This is a genomic window from Franconibacter helveticus LMG 23732, from assembly GCF_000463115.2.
In the GTDB taxonomy this organism is placed as follows: Bacteria; Pseudomonadota; Gammaproteobacteria; order Enterobacterales; family Enterobacteriaceae; genus Franconibacter; species Franconibacter helveticus.
This window is the reverse complement of sequence record NZ_AWFX01000045.1, coordinates 130,713-148,151: the sequence shown is the minus strand read 5'-3', so window position 1 is coordinate 148,151 and position 17,439 is coordinate 130,713. Positions and strand designations below refer to the sequence as shown.

Below are 17,439 nucleotides of genomic sequence, written 5' to 3'. Positions count from 1 at the left end.
AGCCCACGCGTTAAGCGCGTCGTTTTAAACGGACGCGGCAGCGGGTTTCGCTCGCGCGCGGACGGCACTAAAAATCAGCGGTGCGGCCGGTTGCCCGGCATGCCCTTCAGGAGAGAGCTATGGCGAACGTTGTGAGTGATGCAATTCAACCCTCCCCGGTAACCATCGATGCGCTGACTCGCGACGGGGGACAGAGTATCAGCACAGTGCAAAGCGGCGGCACGCGAACGCTGCTGCTGACGCAGCCCTCCATTGTTCGTCTTCATGCGGCGGCGCAAAGCGTGGTGCGCTATGAGCGGCAGGGCGATGATCTGATCCTGCATTTGCAGGATGGCTCTACGCTTGTTTGCAAAAACTATTTTCTGGAAACAGACGGCCAGCACAGCGAACTGGTTTTTGATAACGGCGCCTCCTCAGTTACCCATGCCGTCTTTCCGGTCGCCGCACAAGGGGGGCTGACGCCGCAATTCGAAACCCTGGCGGGCATCGATCCCTTATTCATTACGCATAGCCATTCGATGACGTACCTGGCGAGCGCGCTGGGGGCGCTCGCCTTCGGCGGCGTTATCGCAGCGGCGGGCGCAGGCGGTGGCGGTGGAGGAGGCGGCGATAGCGACAATGGCAGCGGGCCCACGCCGCCCGCGCCCGCGGGCGTCCTGACGCTTGGCATTATGGCGGGCGATAACGTGCTGAACGCGGCGGAGGCGCAAAACGGATTGCTCATCAGCGGCACCAGCGCGAACCTGGCGCCCGGCTCGCTGGTGACTATCACGCTTGGCGATAAAAGCTATAGCGCGCAGGTTCAGCAGGACGGTAGCTGGCAGGTGATGCTTTCGCCGCAGGAAGCGCAAGCCTTAGCGGACGGCACGGTGCAGGTGCGCGCCAGCGCCACCGATGAAACCGGTAAAACGGTGAGCAGCGAAAGCGCGCTGCTGGTGGTCACGCATACATTGCCTGCGCCCACAATCGACACCGCCTTTGGCGATAATCTTCTTAATCTCGCTGAAAGCCAGACGACGCAAACGCTGACGGGGTCAACCGGCATCAGCGGCGCCGGGCAAACGGTGCTCGTCAGCCTGAACGGCGTAAGCTACAGCGCCACGGTAGACAGTGACGGCCGCTGGACATTAACGCTGCCGCCAGAGGTATTAAGCCAGCTGGCGCAGGGGGAACTCGGCGTCAGCGTGACGGCGACCGACGCCTTTGGCAACAGCGGGGCGGGCAACGCGGCTTTGCTGGTGGATACGCAGCCGCCTGCCGTTACGCTCAATGCCGTAACGGGCGACAACCTGCTTAATCTTATTGAAACGCGTCTGCCCATCGACATTTCCGGCACGACGGAGCCGGGCGCGCAGATAGTGGTGAACTATAACAACCTCAGCTGGAGCGCCACTGCGGATGCGCAAGGCAACTGGCTGGTCACTGTTCCGCCTGACACATTAAGCGATATGAGCAACGGGCTGTATCCATTGACCGTGACCGCAAGCGACGCGGCGGGCAACAGCGCTGCTGTCAGCGAATCCGTGGTTATGGCTATGACGCCGCCTGAACCGACGCTCAATACGCCGTTCGGCGATGGCGCGCTCAATAGCCAGGAGGTTCAGCAACTGCAACTGCTGTCCGGCACATCGGGAGCGTTTGGCGCTAACCAGACGGTAGCGATTAATATCGGCGGGTTTAATGTCCGCGAGCTTGCCGCCTCGCTGCTGGGCAGCGATGGCCGCTGGCAGGTGACAGTAGATCCGGCGGCTGGCGGCAATAACTATGTTGCAACCGTCGACGCCAACGGCAACTGGACGCTGGAGTTGCCGCCTGAAATATTGCAGCAGCTTAATAATGGCGAAGTCTCTATTACGGTGGTGGCGGCAGACGGGTTAGGGAACCTTGGCGCCACGCCGCAGGAACAATTTGAAGTGGATACCACGCCGCCGGAGCTGAGCATCAACCCTGTCGCCGGCGACGACATCATTAATGCCCTTGAAAGCCAGAGCGATCTCATCCTGAGCGGCGCCAGCCTCGATCTGGAAAGCGGCCAGCCGGTAAACCTGACCTTTAACGGCGTGACGTACACTACAACGGTCGATGGCAGCGGCAACTGGAGCGTGACGGTGCCCGCGGCTGCGCTGGCAAGCTTGCCGGAAGGGGTAGTGGAAATCATACTCGCCACCCAGGATGCGGCGGGCAATCCCAGCAGCCTGAATCATGTAATCACGATCGATACCGAGCTTTCGCTGACGTTTAACCCGGTGGCAGGCGACGATATTATCAATGCGCTGGAAAGCAGCGCCCCCATTATTCTGAGCGGCCTCGCTTCGGCCGATGTGGCGGGGCACACGATAACGCTGACGCTGAATGGCGTGAACTACACCGCCAGCATTCTGAGCGATGGCACCTGGAGCACCGCCGTACCGCCGGAAGATCTCGTCGGGCTGACGGATGGGGTTTATACCATCAACGCCACGCTCAGCGACCCGGCGGGCAATAACCTCACGGTGCCGCACAGCTTCACGCTGGACGCCGACCCGGCGACACTACCGACCCTCACCATTAACCCGGTTGCCGGCGACAACATTCTCAGCGCCGCAGAAGCGGGCCAGCCGCTTTTTATCAGCGGTACGACCACCAATGTAGAAGCGGGGCAGACGGTAACGCTGGATTTGGCGGGCAATACGCTGACGGCAACCGTGGGAAGCAATGGCGGCTGGATTGTGCAGGTGCCGGTGGAGATAGTCAGCGCGCTTAGCCAGGGCAACCAGACAATTTCCGGGCAGGTCAGCGATACCAGCGGCAACCCGGGGGTGGCCGCGGGCGGGTTTCTGGTGGATACGCAGGTCGCGCTCACCGTAAACCCGGTGGCTGCCGACGACATTATCAATGCCGCCGAGGTGGGGGCGGGCGTGGCGGTGAGCGGCACGGCGGACCCGGCGGATGCCGGGCGCATGGTATCGCTGACCCTCAGCGGCCTGAGCTACATCGCCGCGGTGCAGGCGGACGGCAGCTGGAGCGCGACGGTGCCCGCCGCCGATCTCGCTTCGCTGGCGGACGGGCAGTACACGATCACCGCCAGCCTCACCGATGCGGCGGGCAACAGCATCAGCGTGCCGCATACTTTTACCCTGGACAGCGCTGTCACCCTGACGGTGAACCCGGTGGCTGCCGACGACATTATTAATGCCGCAGAGGCGGGCGCGGGCGTGGCGGTGAGCGGTACGGCGGACCCGGCGGACGCCGGGCGCACGGTCTCGCTGACCCTCAGCGGCCTGAGCTACAGCGCCACGGTGCAGGCGGACGGCAGCTGGAGCGCGACGGTGCCCGCCGCCGATCTCGCTTCGCTGGCGGACGGGCAGTACACGATTAACGCCAGCCTCACCGACGCGGCGGGCAACACGCTTACCGTGCCGCACGCAATAACGCTGGACGCCGCCGCCGCGACGTTGCCGACGCTCATCATTAACGCCGTTTCGCAAAATAACTACATCAACAGCAGCGAAATTACCCAACCGCTTATTCTGAGCGGCGTGACCACCAATGTGGAGGCGGGACGGACGGTCGCGCTGGAATTTGCTGGCAGTCCGCTCTCCGCCGTGGTCGGCGCGGATGGGTTATGGAGCGTGGAAGTGCCTGCCAGCGTAATAACCGCCCTGACGCCCGGCATCTATATCGTGACCGGGCAGGTCAGCGACGCCAGCGGCAACCTGCAAAACGCGACGGGGGGATTTATCGTCGATCTCAACGTTGACCTGACGGTGAACCCCATCGCCACAGACGACATTATCAACGCCGCCGAGGCGGGCGCGGGCGTGGTGGTAAGCGGCACAGCCTCATTGCTTGACGCCGAGCGGGAGGTCGCTGTGACGCTTAACGGCGTCAGCTACAGCGCGACGGTGCAGGCGGACGGCAGCTGGAGCGTGACGCTGCCCGCCGCTGATTTAGCGGCGCTGGCGGACGGCCCTTACACGCTCACCGCAAGCCTTGCCGACGCGGCGGGCAACAGCATCAGCGTGCCGCGCGCGGTGACGCTCGATACCGCGGTTGCGCTCAGCGTTAACCCCATCGCCGCTGACGATGTGATCAACGCCGCCGAGGCGGCAACAGACGTGGCGATAACGGGCACGGCGGACCTGGCGGACGTCGGGCGAACGGTGACCGTTTCGCTCAACAGCTTTAGCTACAGCGCGACGGTGCAGGCGGACGGCAGCTGGAGCGCGACGCTACCCGCCGCTGATTTAGCGACGCTGGCGGACGGCCCTTATACGCTCACCGCAAGCCTTGCCGACGCGGCGGGCAACAGCACTAGCGTGCCGCACAGCGTAACGCTGGATGCCGCCGCCGCCACGCTGCCGACGCTGCTTATCAACGCCGTTTTTGACGATAACTACATCAATGCCCAGGAGTCCAGCCAGCCGCTGACGATCACCGGCGTTGCGTTTAACGTGGAAGAGGGCCGCACCGTGACGCTCACGTTGAACGATACCCTCTATACCGCCACGGTAGGGCCACTGGGCGAATGGAGCACAACGATCCCGGCTGACGTTATCAGCGCGCTCGCTGACGGCGTCTACACCCTGATTGGCAGGGTAAGCGACGCCAGCGGCAACGAGACGGAGGCGGGCGGCGGCTTCACCGTCGATACCGTGGCGACGCTGACCATCGACCCGGTCGCCACAGACGACCTTATCAACCTGACGGAAAGCCAGGCGGACGTAACGGTCAGCGGCAGCGCCTCAACGGCGGACGTGGGAGAAGAGGTCACCGTGACCCTGAACGGCGAGTCGTGGACCACGCTTATTCAGGACGACGGCAGCTGGAGCACGCTGATCCCGTCCACCAGCCTGAGCACGATGCTTGACGGCCTTTACGTCCTCAAGGCGACTTTCACCGACGTGGCGGGCAATACCGCTTCGCCCTTGCGCGAAATCACCCTCGATCGCAACGTAACCGCCGTGCAGGCTGTGCAGGCCTTTAGCACGCTGGATGTTGACAGCGCATCGCCGCAAGCCTGGCCGGGGGATACGCCGCACAACCAGAGCTACAGCATTGGCGGCGTGATGGTCACCCAGGCTGATGGCGGTCTGGTGCAGGGCGCGTCGCTGGCGGCGGGGGGCGAAGAGGCGGTTTTTACGCTGCGCGAACCCCAGCCGCCGGAGCCGCAGTGAAGCTTCAGCCAGCTCGGGCTGGAAGGCGCGACAGGCGAAACCGGGTCGCTGGCGTTGAGTTTTGACGATGTGATGCAGCAAAAGTCGGTAAGCCAGCAGAGCCTGACTATCAACGCGTCGCAAAATGACAGCGTTACGCTTATTAATTCGCCGGAGGGAATGTGGGATTTCAGCGGGCAGCGCGCGGTAGAAGGGCAGTTATTCGACGTCTGGCATAACAGCGCGTTAAGCCAGGGCGATCCGCTGGGCGATGTGCTCATTGAACAGACCGTGCACGTGCGGCTCCAGTAAAGGCGAGGCGCAAGATGAAGCTTACCCTCTCCCCTTTATGGCTGCTGCTGCTGGCTTTGCCGACGCCTGCGCAAAACGCCCTGCAAACAACGCCTGCTGAAGCGCCTTTCAGCCTGCGATCCGCTGTGCAGCCGGACGCTGGCGACAGCGGGCTGCGCGAGGCGATCCTTCGCGCCTTCGCCCGCCATCCGCAGATAGCGCAGGCGGCGGCGCAAATTCGCGTCGGCCGCGCCCGGCTGGATGAAGCGAAAAGCGGCTGGTATCCGCAGATAGCCTTGCAGGGCAGCGCCGGTCACGCCGACAGCACCCGCAGCGACGGCTCGGGCGGCATTACCCTCAGCCAGCTTTTATATGACTTCGGCACAACCCGCAGCCGCGTGGACGAACAGGCGCGCTTAAGCGAAGCGAACCGCTTTGCGCTTTACGACACGCTGACCCGGGTGGCGCAGGAGACGCTGCTCGCCTGGCTTGAGGCGAAACGCCAGCAGACGCTTGCCGCGGCCAGCCGTGAACAGACGGGCGGGCTTGAGAAGGTGGCGCGACTGGCGACGCTTCGCGCCGACGCCGGGCTGAACTCCGACTCCGATAAGCTCCAGGCGCAGACGCGCATTGACGGCATGCGGGCCAGCGAAGCGCAATACCAGGCGCTGGAGCAGGCGGCGCTGGCGCGCCTGACGGTGTTGACCGGCGAAGCAACCCCGCAGCTTGGGCCGCTGCCGCCGCTGTTTGCGCGCGCGCCGGCAGACGCAGTGGATTATGAAAGCACGGCGGCGGTGCGCGGCGCCCGGGAAAAAGAGCGCGCCGCCGATGAAAGGGTGCGTCAGGCGCAGGCCGCGCGCTGGCCGACCCTGAAAGTGGAAGCGGGGCGGACGCGCTATGTGAACAACGATGACGGCTGGTGGGACGACAGCGTCCAGCTGCGTGTCGACGCGCCCATTTATCAGGGCGGCGCCATCAACGCCCGGGTGGCGGCGGCGCAGGCGGAGCGGGAGGCGGCTGAAGCGGAAGTGGAGCAGGCGCAGCGGCTTATCGACCAGAACGCCGCTAACGCTCAGGCGGCGCTGAAAGGCGCGCAGTCGCGCCTGCGCGCCGGGGAGCGGCAGTATCAAAGCGCCTTGCGTACCCGTGAGGTTTACCAGAACGAATACCAGCTGGGCAAACGCAGCCTGACCGACCTGCTCAGCAGCGAACAGGATCTCTTCCAGGCGCAAATTACTCGCGAAGAGGCGCGCTTCGACGCGGCGACGGCGAGCGTTAACTATGCGGCGGCGGCAGATACCCTGCTTGACTGGTTCGCCATCGACAGAGCCGCGCAGAGCGGCGACACGCTGCCGTCGCTCTGACCGCAGGTGAGCATAAGGGCTGACTATGAGTATTTCCGTTAATGAAAACGAAGCCTGGCTGCTGCTGCTCGCCCGCAGCGCCGCGGCCTTTGGCCATCCGGTAGACCCGCAGCTTATTCACCAGCAGATGCGCTGGCACCATGCGCCGCATGACGGCGCCAGGCGGGAAAAAATAGCGGCGCTGATGGGGCTGCAACTCAGCGCCGTCAGCCTTAGCGAAATGACGTGGCATGACGAAGTGTTGCCCGCCGTACTGCTGTTAAAAGACGGCACCCCGGTTCTGCTGGAAAGCCTCAACCGGCAGGGGCTGGTGAGTTACTGGCTCTGCCGGGGCGGCGATGTGGTGCGACAGGCGCCGCTGCGCAAGCTGTTAAGCCATGCCCGCGATGAAGTGATGCTGATTGGCCTTGCGCAGCGCGTGCGCGACGACCGTATTGATGAGTTTCTCAAGCCCTGGCAGCGCCACTGGTTCTGGAAGCATTTTCGCAGCATGGGCGGGGTGCTCGGCGATATCGCGCTCGCCTCGCTTGTTGCCAATACCCTTACGCTGGCGGGCATTCTGTTTTCCATGCAGGTTTATGACCGGGTTATCCCGGCGCAGTCCTGGCCTTCGCTGTGGGTGCTGGCGGGCGGCGTGCTGTGCGCGGTTAGCATGGAGTTTGCCCTGCGCCTGATGCGCAGCCGGCTTGCTGATGTCACAGGCAAGCAGATCGATCTGCGTATTTCCGCGATGCTTTTTGCGCGCACGCTGGCTATTCGCAACGAACACCGTCCGAAAGCGACGGGATCTTTTATCTCGCAGCTGCGCGAAATTGATCAACTGCGGGAGTTGCTGACCTCGACAACTTTAGGCGCGGTGGCCGACATTCCTTTTATTGCGCTGTTTCTGGCCCTGCTGGCGTTTATCGGCGGCAGCCTGGCCTGGATCCCGCTGCTGGCGTTGCCGCTTATTCTTATTCCCGGCTTGCTTATCCAGCTACCGCTCTCGCGCCTTACGCGAGAGGGCATGCGCGAAGGCGCTATTCGCAACGCGGTGCTGGTGGAGGCCGTCGAAGGGGTTGAGGATATTAAAGCGTTGCAGGCGGAGCCGTGGTTCCAGCGCCAGTGGGAGCAGACCCACGAAGTGGGGGCGCAAATCGCCATTCGCCAGCGGGAATGGGCGGCGCGCTTTAACGGCTGGGTAGCGGCGGTGCAACAGTTAACCTACGCCGGCATGCTGATTTACGGCGTGTTTCTGATTATCGACGGCAGCATCACCACTGGCACGCTGGTGGCCTGTAGTTTGCTTTCCTCCCGCGCGATTGCGCCTTTGTTGCAGCTCACGTTGCTCTTTTCGCGCTGGCAGCACGCCCGCAGCGCGCTGCATAGCCTCGACGAACTGCTGAAAAAGCCGCTCGATGCCCCGGAGGAGGAGAAGCGCGCGCGCTGCACTGCGCTGTCCGGGCATTATTCGCTGCGCCAGGTGCGCTACGCCTGGGCGCCGGAAAGCGGCCAGCAGGATCTGCAAATTGAGAATATGCAGATCCTGCCGGGCCAGCGCGTGGCGGTGCTCGGGCGCGTCGGCGCCGGGAAATCCACGCTGCTGAAGCTGCTCGCAGGCCAGGTGCAGGCGACGCAGGGCAAGGTACTGCTCGGCGGCGTGGATATGAAATGCATCGATCCGCAGGAGGTTCGCCATGCGGTGGGCTGGTTGTCGCAGGAGGCGCGGCTCTTTTTCGGCACGCTTCGCCAGAACCTGTTGCTGGGCAACCCTTGCGCCAGCGAACAGGCGATTCTGGAAGCGCTGCGCATCAGCGGCGCGCTGAGCCTGACGGAGCTGGATGCCGCGAGCCTTGATCGCATGATCCTGGAAGGCGGGCGGGGGCTTTCTGGCGGACAAAAACAGATGATTTTGTTAAGCCGGCTGATATTGCGCAACCCGCGCATCGTGCTGCTTGATGAGCCGACGGCTTCCATGGATGAGCAACTGGAGCAGCAGGTGATCCACCGTCTTGGCGGCTGGCTTGAGGGGCGTACGCTGGTGCTGGTAACGCACCGACCAGCGCTGCTGCGTCTCACTAACCGGGTGGTGGTGATGGACAACGGTCATATTATCGCCGATGGCGCTCGCGACGAAGTGCTGAAAACCTTCCTGCCTGCGAAGCCTCCCGGCAAGGAGCATGCGGCATGAGCAAATTTATGCTTTACCGTAAGCTGCGCCATGAAAGACGCAGCGCCACGCGCATTATCTGGGCATGCAGCCTGACGCTTGCGCTGTTTCTGGTTTGGGCCTGGTTTGCGGTACTTGACGAAGTGACGCTGGGCAGCGGCAAAATCACCCCTTCCAGCAAAGCGCAGGTTATACAAAGCCTCGATGGCGGCATTATCGATAAGGTATTTGTTCACGAAGGGCAGATGGTCGCCCAGGGAGAGTTGCTGGCCCGGCTTGACCCGGTGCGCTTTCAGTCAAGCTTTGGCGAGGCGGCCGCACGGGCGCGCAACCTTCAGGCTTCCGCCGAGCGTCTGCGCGCCGAACTGAGCGGCGAACCGCTGCGCTTTAGCCCGGAGATCGCCGCCGATGCCGCGCTGGTGGCCCGCGAGCGTCAGCTTTACGAATCGCGACGTCGCAATCTTGAAGAGACAGTAAGCCATCTTCAGCAATCGGCAAGGCTTGTGGAAGATGAGCTGCGCATGACGGAACCGCTGGTCGCGCAAGGCGCGGCAGGCAGGGTAGAGGTTATCCGTTTGCGTAAAGAGCTTAGCGCATTGCAGGGCAAAATGGACGAAGCGCGTAATGACTACGCGGTGCGCGCTCGCGAAGAGCAGGTGAAGAACAACGCGGATCTCGACGCGCAACGGCAGATCGTCGAAGGAAAACGCGATCAGCTTACCCGCGTTACATTGCATTCGCCGGTACGCGGCATCGTCAAAGATATCCAGCTTAATACCCGGGGCGGGGTGCTTTCGCCAGGGGATAAACTGATGGAGATCGTGCCGGTGGAAGACCGGCTGTTGGTCGAAACGCGCATCAGCCCCCGCGATATCGCCTGGATCCGCCCGGGGCTGGCGGCAAGCGTAAAAATTACTGCCTATGATCCGGCGATTTATGGCGCGCTGCCGGGCGAAGTGGAGATGGTTTCCGCCGATACGCTACAGGATGAAGTGAAACGCGACTTATGGTTTTATCGCGTTTATATTCGCACCCAAAATGCCGAGCTGACCAATAAAGCGGGAAAACGCTTTCCGATATTGCCCGGCATGGTGGCGGATGTGGAAATTAAAACCGGGCAAAAGTCAGTGCTGGACTACCTGACAAAACCGCTTAACAAGGCCCGGGAAGCGCTGCGCGAGCGCTAGCCGACGGGCCTGCGGTTCAGATTTTACCGCTCAGGCGCTGATGGAAATCGTGGCTGCGCAGATCCAGCCCTTCGATTTTCACCTCGATCCCATGCTGGCGATAGCGGGTCTCGATGGCATCCAGCGCCGCAACGGTGGAAGCGTCCCAGATTTGCGCGTGGGTGAGGTCGATAATCACGCGCGACGGATCGTCGGCATACAGAAAATGCTCGTAGAGATCGTTGCTGCTGGCGAAAAACAGCGGGCCGCGCACGGTATAGCGCACCGCTTTACCCTCTTCAGTGACTTCACGGTCGGCATGGACCACATGCGCGATGCGACGGGCGAACAGCACCATCGCGAAGATAACCCCGCCGGCAACGCCCACCGCCAGGTTGCCGGTCCAGACGGTGGCAATCACCGTTGTGACCATGACCAGCGTTTCGGAAAGCGGCATGCGTTTTAAGGTGGCTGGCGCGAGGCTGTGCCAGTTAAGGGTTTTCACCGCCACAATCATCATGATGCCCGCCAGCACCACCATCGGGATTTTCGCCATAATGGCGCTGAGTCCTGTCACCAGCAGCAGCAGCACCAGCGCGGCGGCGATAGTGGAGAAACGCGAGCGCGCCTTGCCAAGCTCCACGTTGACGACCGTCTGTCCTATCATCGCGCAGCCGGCAATACCGCCATAAAAGCCGGCAAAAATATTGGCGACGCCCAGGCCCCAGCATTCGCGACGCTTGCTGGAAGGGGTGTCGGTAATGTCATCCACGAGTTTCGCGGTCAGTAAAGACTCCATCAGCCCGACAAACGCCACGCTGAGCGCGCAGGGCCAGACTATCTGTAGCGTTTGCAGGTTAAGCGGCACCAGCAGCGCGTTAAAACCGGGCAGCCCTGGCGTCATCGGGCCTTCATCGCCCACTGTCGGCAGCGTATAGCCGCCATACACCGCGATAAGCGTTACGGCGACAATGGCGACGAGCGGCGAAGGAATGCTTTTCAGTACGCGCGGCAGCAGCAGCACAATGGCAAGCGTAAGGATAAACAGCAGCAGAACGGTGCTGTTTTGCCCCCAGACGTGCGGCACCTGGGCCATAAAAATCAGAATGCCCAGAGCATTCACAAAACCGGTCATTACCGAGCGGGGGATGTAGCGCATCATGCGCGCAAGGCCAAGCACGCCAAACAGGATCTGGATAACGCCAGCCAGCACCACAGCGGGCAGGATGTAGCCGACGCCATGCTGATGCACCATTGGCCCGATCACCAGCGCCACCGAACCGGCCGCCGCCGTCACCATTGCCGGGCGGCCGCCAAGCAGCGACATGCAAAAACAAAGCACGATGGAGGCGATCAGGCTGACTTTCGGGTCGACGCCCGCTATCACTGAAAAGGAGATAACTTCCGGGATCAGCGCCAGTGCGGTGACAACCCCCGCCAGGGTTTCGCGCAGCAGCAGGCGCGGCGTACGCACCACGTGCGCAACGGAAAGCTCGTGCACATGCGGCGCAACAGTATGATTTTCAGACATAGGAATTCGCAGGTGTTGTTGTCAAACGCCCATTCTACGGGGCGGCGTGAAGGCTAAGCATGGTAGCGGCACCGACGCCGTTTTTCCAGCAGTTATCGGGTTTTACGCTTTGCATCAGGGAAATAAACGCCGCAGATCGCGGGCAGAAATTAACGGGTCGCGTTATTGCAGGCATAAAAAAACCAACCGCAATGGGTTGGTTTTTCTGGGAATTTTTGGTCGGCACGAGAGGATTTGAACCTCCGACCCCTGACACCCCATGACAGTGCGCTACCAGGCTGCGCTACGTGCCGACACGTGGAGCGTTATACTACCCGTTTCCGTGCTGATTGCAAGGGTACGGCTGGCTGACTGATTCATAAATAATCAATCAGTTAGCGATAAAGCGTTTTTCATCCGTCAACACCTGCAACAACAGGCCGAGTTGCAGTTTATCTTCGCTCATGCGCTCGCCTTTCAGGTCATACGTGCGATAGTTGCCGTTGTTATCCAGCACCAGGGTCATTTGCGGCGTGGTGACCGCAAGCGTATTGCTGTCGGCGCTGACTACCCAGTTATTACGGCGCACCGGGGCAAATAAATCTTCGCCCTGCGAGTACTCATAAGAGGGGGTTCGCACGTGCAGCAGGCGCTGCATCAGGGTAGTCATCACATCCTGATGCGTGGTGAGTTTAGTCACGCGCTGGGCAGGCGTTCCGGGCCAGTGAATAACCAGCGGCACCTGAATGCGCGAACGGCTCCAGCCGAAGCTCTCCTGCTGATCGCCAAGCGGCACGCCGCGCCCGGCGGTAATGATCACTACCGTGTTTTCAAGCTTGCCGGCGCTTTGCAGGGAAGAGAGCACGCGCTGAATTTGCGCATCGACGCTCTCCGCCGCGCGGCCGTAGCGGCGCGTAAAGTTAGCCTGTTGGCTGTCGTTAATCGCCGTGCCGTTGAAAGAGACCCAGGAGAACCAGCGGTTATCTTCAGAGGCATATTTATTAAGCCAGCTTATCCACTGCGAGGCGGTTTGCTCATCGCTCTGGCGACGCGCCGCAGGCAGCGAGAAGTCTGAGAGCAGCGCCTGGCGGTAGAGCGGGCTGTTAAAGCCGTCTGATGAGAACAGGCCAAGCTGGTAGCCTTGCTGATTGAGCGCGGTGATCAGCGCAGCCGGAATGCGCGCCGACAGCACGCCATCCATATAAGAAGGCGAAATGCCGTAAAACAGGCCGAAAACGCCATTATCAACATAGCTGCCGGAACTCATATGCTGGGTGAAATTCACATTTTCATGGGCGAATTTCGCAAGCGTCGGCATCTGCTTTTCAAAACGCGAATAGTTAAGGCCGTCGACGGTAATGAACAGCACATTATGGCCGGTGCCCATATCGGTGTAGCGCAGGTCGCTTAGCGGATACTGCACCGATACCGCTTCCGGGTCGCCCTGTTCAATCAGGCGGCGTTGATATTCCCGCGCATCCAGCAGGCCATGTTTTTCCAGAAAGCGGCGCGCCGTCATCGGGTAAGAGAGCGGCAGATTCGCGCGCTGCATGGTGATGGGGCGGTAGAAATTGGCATCCGCCCAGATATACATCACGTGGGTGGCGATAAAAGCGACAAAGAAGAGGCCCGCCACGGGCCTGGCGTAACGGCGTCGGCGCGTCAGGCTGCGCAGCTTTTGCCAGCTCCAGGTGGCGAAGAGCATCTGGGCAAGAAAAATGACCGGCACGCCAATGAACATCAGCTGCCAGTCGCGGGCCATTTCACCCTGCTCAGGGTTGACCACCAGCTGCCACACCACGGGATTCAGGTGCAGGTGGAAGCGGGTAAAGACTTCGCTGTCGATTAACAGCAATGTCATCCCAACCGTTGCCAGTACGGCGGAGAGAAACCGCATCAGCCGCTGGGACATCACCACAAAGGTGAGAGGGAAAAGAATGAGCAGATAGCTGGCGAAAACCAGAAAGCTGAAGTGGCCGACCAGGCTTACGTAAGAATAAAGACGGCCCGTAAGCGTGGTTGGCCAGTCAGCGATAAACAGGTAGCGGCTGCCTATCACCATGGCCAACAGAATGTTGAACAGGGCGAACCAGTGCCCCCAGCTTATCATCTGGGAGACTTTTTCGGCGTAGCGCTGACGGTTATTCACCATGCTTATTTACGTTATCCCTTAATGCGCTTCGTCTTCGCGAACAGAGGACTGCAACGCCTCAGCGAAGGAACGGGCCAGCGTCTGGCGCTGCGCAGGCGCTACGCTGGTGTTAATCAAATTGGTGACCATATTGCCAAGCACCATCAGGGAAAGATCGGTGGGCGCCTTGTGCTTTTCCAGCACGTTCACCAGTTCACTCAGCAGTTCTTCAACGCGTTCATCACTATAGCGGGACAGTTGTGGCATAACTCGACATCAGTTTAATCAGTAAAGGGCGATATCTTACCGTAGCACCCGCCATTTTTCCCGCATTTTATCAACTGCCCACAAGCTGAAACATCTGCGGTTGCCATGCGCGACAGGCAGTGGTTGAATACCGTCCTGTTTGACAGGAGAGTTTATCATGAGTCTGGATATCGACCAGATTGCCTTACATCAGTTAATTAAGCGCGATGAGCAGAACCTTGAGCTGGTGCTGCGCGACTCGCTGCTCGAGCCCAACGTGACGGTGTCTGAAATGATGGCCGAGCTGCATCGCGTTTATAGCGCGAAAAGCAAAGCCTACGGCCTGTTTACGCCAGAAAGCGAGCTTGCCCAGGCGCTGCGCCAGTGCCGTAAGGGCGAGGATGATTTTCTCGCTTTCAGCCGCGCGGCGACCGGCCGTCTGCGCGACGAGCTGGCGAAGTACCCTTTCGCCGAGGGCGGCGTAGTGCTGTTCTGCCAGTACCGCTATCTGGCGGTGGAGTACCTGCTGGTTGCCGTGCTGAATAACTTAAGCAGCATGCGGGTGAATGAAAATCTGGATATCAGCTCGACGCATTATCTGGATATCAACCATGCCGATATCGTGGCGCGCATCGACCTGACCGAATGGGAAACCAACCCGGAATCGACCCGTTACCTGACCTTCCTGAAAGGGCGGGTAGGGCGCAAGGTGGCCGATTTCTTTATGGATTTTCTGGGCGCCAGCGAAGGGCTTAACGCTAAGGCGCAAAACCGCGGCTTATTGCAGGCGGTAGACGATTACACTGCCGAAGCGCAGCTTGATAAAAACGAGCGCCAGGACGTACGGGCGCAGGTTTATACCTACTGCAACGAGCAGTTGCAGGCAGGCGAAGAGATTGCGCTTGCCGAGCTTTCCAAAGCGCTGCCAAGCTTTGGCGAAAAAAGCTTTGAGGCGTTTACCGCCGAGCAGGGCTATGAGCTGGAAGAGAGCTTCCCGGCGGATCGCAGCACGCTGCGCCAGCTGACGAAATATGCCGGCAGCGGCGGCGGGCTGACGATTAATTTCGACGCCACGCTGCTTGGCGAGCGCATTTTCTGGGATCCGGCGACCGACACCCTGACCATCAAAGGCACGCCGCCTAACCTGCGCGACCAGCTACAGCGCCGCACCAGCGGCAAGTCCTGAGCAAATTTATCCGTCGAAAGGCGGATAAGGTAAACCGCAGCCATAAAAAAACGCCGCATTAAGCGGCGTTTTTTCTGAACGGCGTTACGGCAATTAAGCGCGAACGAAGTCCATGTGTTGCAGTTTCGGCTTGTAAGCGTGACGCTGAACAGCCTGAACTTTAACTTTAACTTCTTTGCCATCAACAACGATGGTCAGGACTTCGCTGTAGAACTCAGGTTTAGCCTGCATGTTCATCAGCTTGTCGTGATCCAGTTCGATAGCGATCGCAGCGTCTTCGCCGCCATAGATGATGGCCGGGAATTTGTTCGCTGCGCGCAGGCGGCGGCTCGCACCCTTACCCTGCTCTTTACGTGCTTGTGCTTCGATAGTAAACATAACTGTCTCTCTATAAATAAATCCTGTTACAGGCGACCCAGCAACAGGCAGATGATCGGCTTTGCGGATGCAAAAGCGGGCGGCATTATAGCTTCATCGCCCGGCGGCATCAACGAAAACCGCCCTTAGCCGCGCAATTCATTAGCCCGGCGATAGCGTCCTTCGTAATCGAATACCTTTTCACGCACCTGCCAGTACTGGCCTTTCAGACGCGCCACCACGAAATCAGGATGGCGCAGCAGCGCCTGCTGGGCGACGATATCTGCCACTTTATGCCAGCGCAGCGGAATGCCAGGCGCGCGGGTATGAGGGCGGATAAAAAGCTGTTCGAAGGCGGTTCGCTGAGCGGGCGTTTGCAGCCGAAAACGTTCGGAAACGTCCGCGCCATCCTCATCGTAATAGGTAATTTTCAGCCATTCGCCTTTCTCATCGCTCCCCGGCTGCAACTGCATGCCGCCGCAGCGCAGCACCAGCGCGTCTTTGAGCTTCAGCGCCGCTTTTAACATGTCGTCCGGATCGACCAGCACGCAATCGCATTCGCGGCAACGCCGGGCGGCAATGTCATTTTCCGCGTTGCACTGCGGACAATTTTTGAAGCGAAAGCGGTAGTCGCACTGTTCGCGGTGGCCATCGTCATCTTCAAAAAAGCCCTGACAGCGGCGGCCGAAATGTTCGATTATCGTGCCGTCGGCGGTGGTTTTCCCCCAGAAGGTGTTGGCGAAACCGCAGTCGGGGCAAAATACCTGCACCGGCACGTTGTCGCTTTTTTTCTTAGGGCTACCCACTTCGGGCGTGTAAAGGTCGTGCGGGTTGCCGGCGTAATCCAGGATCAGGCAGTCGGTTTTACCTGGCGCCAGACGCAGGCCGCGCCCGACAATCTGCTGGTAGAGGCTTACCGACTCCGTTGGCCGAAGAATGGCTATCAGGTCCACGTGTGGCGCGTCAAAACCGGTAGTAAGCACGGACACATTAACCAGATAGCGGAATTTCTGCGCCTTAAACGCCTCGATAAGCTCGTCGCGCGCCGGGCCCGGCGTTTCGCCGGTGATAAGCGCCGCGTCGTTCGCTGGCAGCAGGCCGGTAATCTCTTTGGCATGCTCCACCGTCGCGGCGAAGATCATCACTCCCTTACGCGTTTGCGCGAACTCCTGGATCTGGCTGATGATATGCGGGGTGATGCGCTTTTGCTGCTTCAGCTCGCGGTTAAGGTCCGCTTCGCTGAACAGGCCGTTCGACTGCGCCTGTAAACGGCTGAAATCATATTGCACTACCGGCATATCGAGCCGCTCCGGCGGCGTCAGGTAGCCGTGCTTAATCATATAGCGCAGCGGCAGCTCGTAAATGCAGTCGCGAAACAGCGCTTTATCGTCGCCGCGCACCATGCCGTGATAGTGAAACTGGTAAATCCAGCCTTTGCCGAGACGATAAGGCGTGGCGGTCAGCCCCAGCAGACGTAAGTGAGGGTTCACCTTTTGCAGGTGGGTGAGGATTTGCTGATACTGGCTTTCGTCATCGTCGCTGATGCGATGGCACTCATCGACAATTAAAAGCGAGAATTCCCCCTGAAAATGGTCAAGGTTTCGCGCCACCGACTGCACGCTGCCGAACACCACCTTACCGTGACTCTCTTTGCGGGTAAGGCCTGCGGCGTAGATATCCGCTTCCAGCCCGAGCGCGCAATATTTAGCATGGTTTTGAGCGACCAGCTCTTTCACATGCGCAAGCACCAGCACGCGGCCACGGGCGATGCGCGCCAGCTCGGCGATAACCAGGCTCTTGCCTGCGCCAGTCGGCAGCACAATGACGGCAGGGTCGCGGCGGCGGCGAAACCAGGCGAGGGTAGCGTCCACCGCTTCTTGTTGATAGGGGCGTAGGGTAAACAT

11 protein-coding genes and 1 tRNA gene are annotated in these 17,439 nt (G+C 60.5%); 6 read left to right on the top strand and 6 right to left on the bottom strand.

The features are described from left to right. Positions 1–119 precede the first annotated feature (119 nt). Genes DW56_RS13145 through DW56_RS13125 form a run of 5 tightly spaced genes read left to right on the top strand, consistent with a single transcriptional unit; the run spans position 120 to position 10,126 of the window. Positions 120–5,156: an Ig-like domain-containing protein gene (locus DW56_RS13145; protein WP_029589831.1), complete on the top strand. Its 5,037-nt coding sequence runs from the start codon at positions 120–122 to the stop codon at positions 5,154–5,156. Positions 5,157–5,210: 54 nt separating this feature from the next. Then, complete coding sequence (locus DW56_RS22170) at positions 5,211–5,447, top strand: hypothetical protein (protein WP_029589830.1); 237 nt, start codon at positions 5,211–5,213, stop codon at positions 5,445–5,447. Positions 5,448–5,461: 14 nt separating this feature from the next. After that, positions 5,462–6,790 carry a TolC family outer membrane protein gene (locus DW56_RS13135; RefSeq protein WP_024554900.1) on the top strand — a complete coding sequence of 443 codons (1,329 nt, stop codon included), beginning with the start codon at positions 5,462–5,464 and terminating at the stop codon, positions 6,788–6,790. 25 nt (positions 6,791–6,815) lie between these two features. Next, positions 6,816–8,960: a type I secretion system permease/ATPase gene (locus DW56_RS13130; RefSeq protein WP_024562218.1), complete on the top strand. Its 2,145-nt coding sequence runs from the start codon at positions 6,816–6,818 to the stop codon at positions 8,958–8,960. Then, positions 8,957–10,126 (top strand): HlyD family efflux transporter periplasmic adaptor subunit, encoded by a 1,170-nt coding sequence (locus tag DW56_RS13125; protein ID WP_024553191.1) that lies wholly within the window; start codon positions 8,957–8,959, stop codon positions 10,124–10,126. Before DW56_RS13130 ends, DW56_RS13125 begins: the two co-directional genes overlap by 4 nt. A 16-nt stretch (positions 10,127–10,142) precedes the next feature. Here the strand turns inward: DW56_RS13125 and DW56_RS13120 are convergent, their stop codons facing one another. The 4 genes from DW56_RS13120 to DW56_RS13105 all read right to left on the bottom strand — a co-directional run bounded on the left by DW56_RS13120 (position 10,143) and on the right by DW56_RS13105 (position 14,013). Further along, entirely contained in the window at positions 10,143–11,636 is a 1,494-nt protein-coding gene (locus DW56_RS13120) for a SulP family inorganic anion transporter (protein ID WP_024553192.1), read from the bottom strand. Between the two features lie 216 nt (positions 11,637–11,852). Then, positions 11,853–11,929: transfer RNA gene (locus DW56_RS13115), tRNA-Pro, on the bottom strand. Positions 11,930–12,006: 77 nt separating this feature from the next. Next, on the bottom strand, positions 12,007–13,767 hold the full coding sequence (yejM, locus tag DW56_RS13110; protein ID WP_024562219.1) for an LPS biosynthesis-modulating metalloenzyme YejM: 1,761 nt from the start codon (positions 13,765–13,767) through the stop codon (positions 12,007–12,009). Between the two features lie 18 nt (positions 13,768–13,785). Next, a complete protein-coding gene (locus DW56_RS13105; RefSeq protein ID WP_024554531.1) occupies positions 13,786–14,013 on the bottom strand; it encodes a YejL family protein in 228 nt (75 codons plus the stop codon). A gap of 157 nt (positions 14,014–14,170) precedes the next feature. On the opposite strand from DW56_RS13105, the gene yejK reads away from it, so the two are divergent. Then, the gene (gene yejK, locus DW56_RS13100) at positions 14,171–15,178 is read left to right on the top strand and encodes a nucleoid-associated protein YejK (RefSeq protein WP_024554532.1); all 1,008 of its coding nucleotides are present in this window, start codon (positions 14,171–14,173) and stop codon (positions 15,176–15,178) included. 93 nt (positions 15,179–15,271) lie between these two features. Here the strand turns inward: yejK and rplY are convergent, their stop codons facing one another. Together rplY and DW56_RS13090 are read right to left on the bottom strand one after the other, a co-directional pair. After that, a complete protein-coding gene (gene rplY, locus DW56_RS13095; RefSeq protein WP_024554533.1) occupies positions 15,272–15,556 on the bottom strand; it encodes a 50S ribosomal protein L25 in 285 nt (94 codons plus the stop codon). 125 nt (positions 15,557–15,681) lie between these two features. Beyond that, entirely contained in the window at positions 15,682–17,439 is a 1,758-nt protein-coding gene (locus tag DW56_RS13090) for a DEAD/DEAH box helicase (protein WP_024554534.1), read from the bottom strand.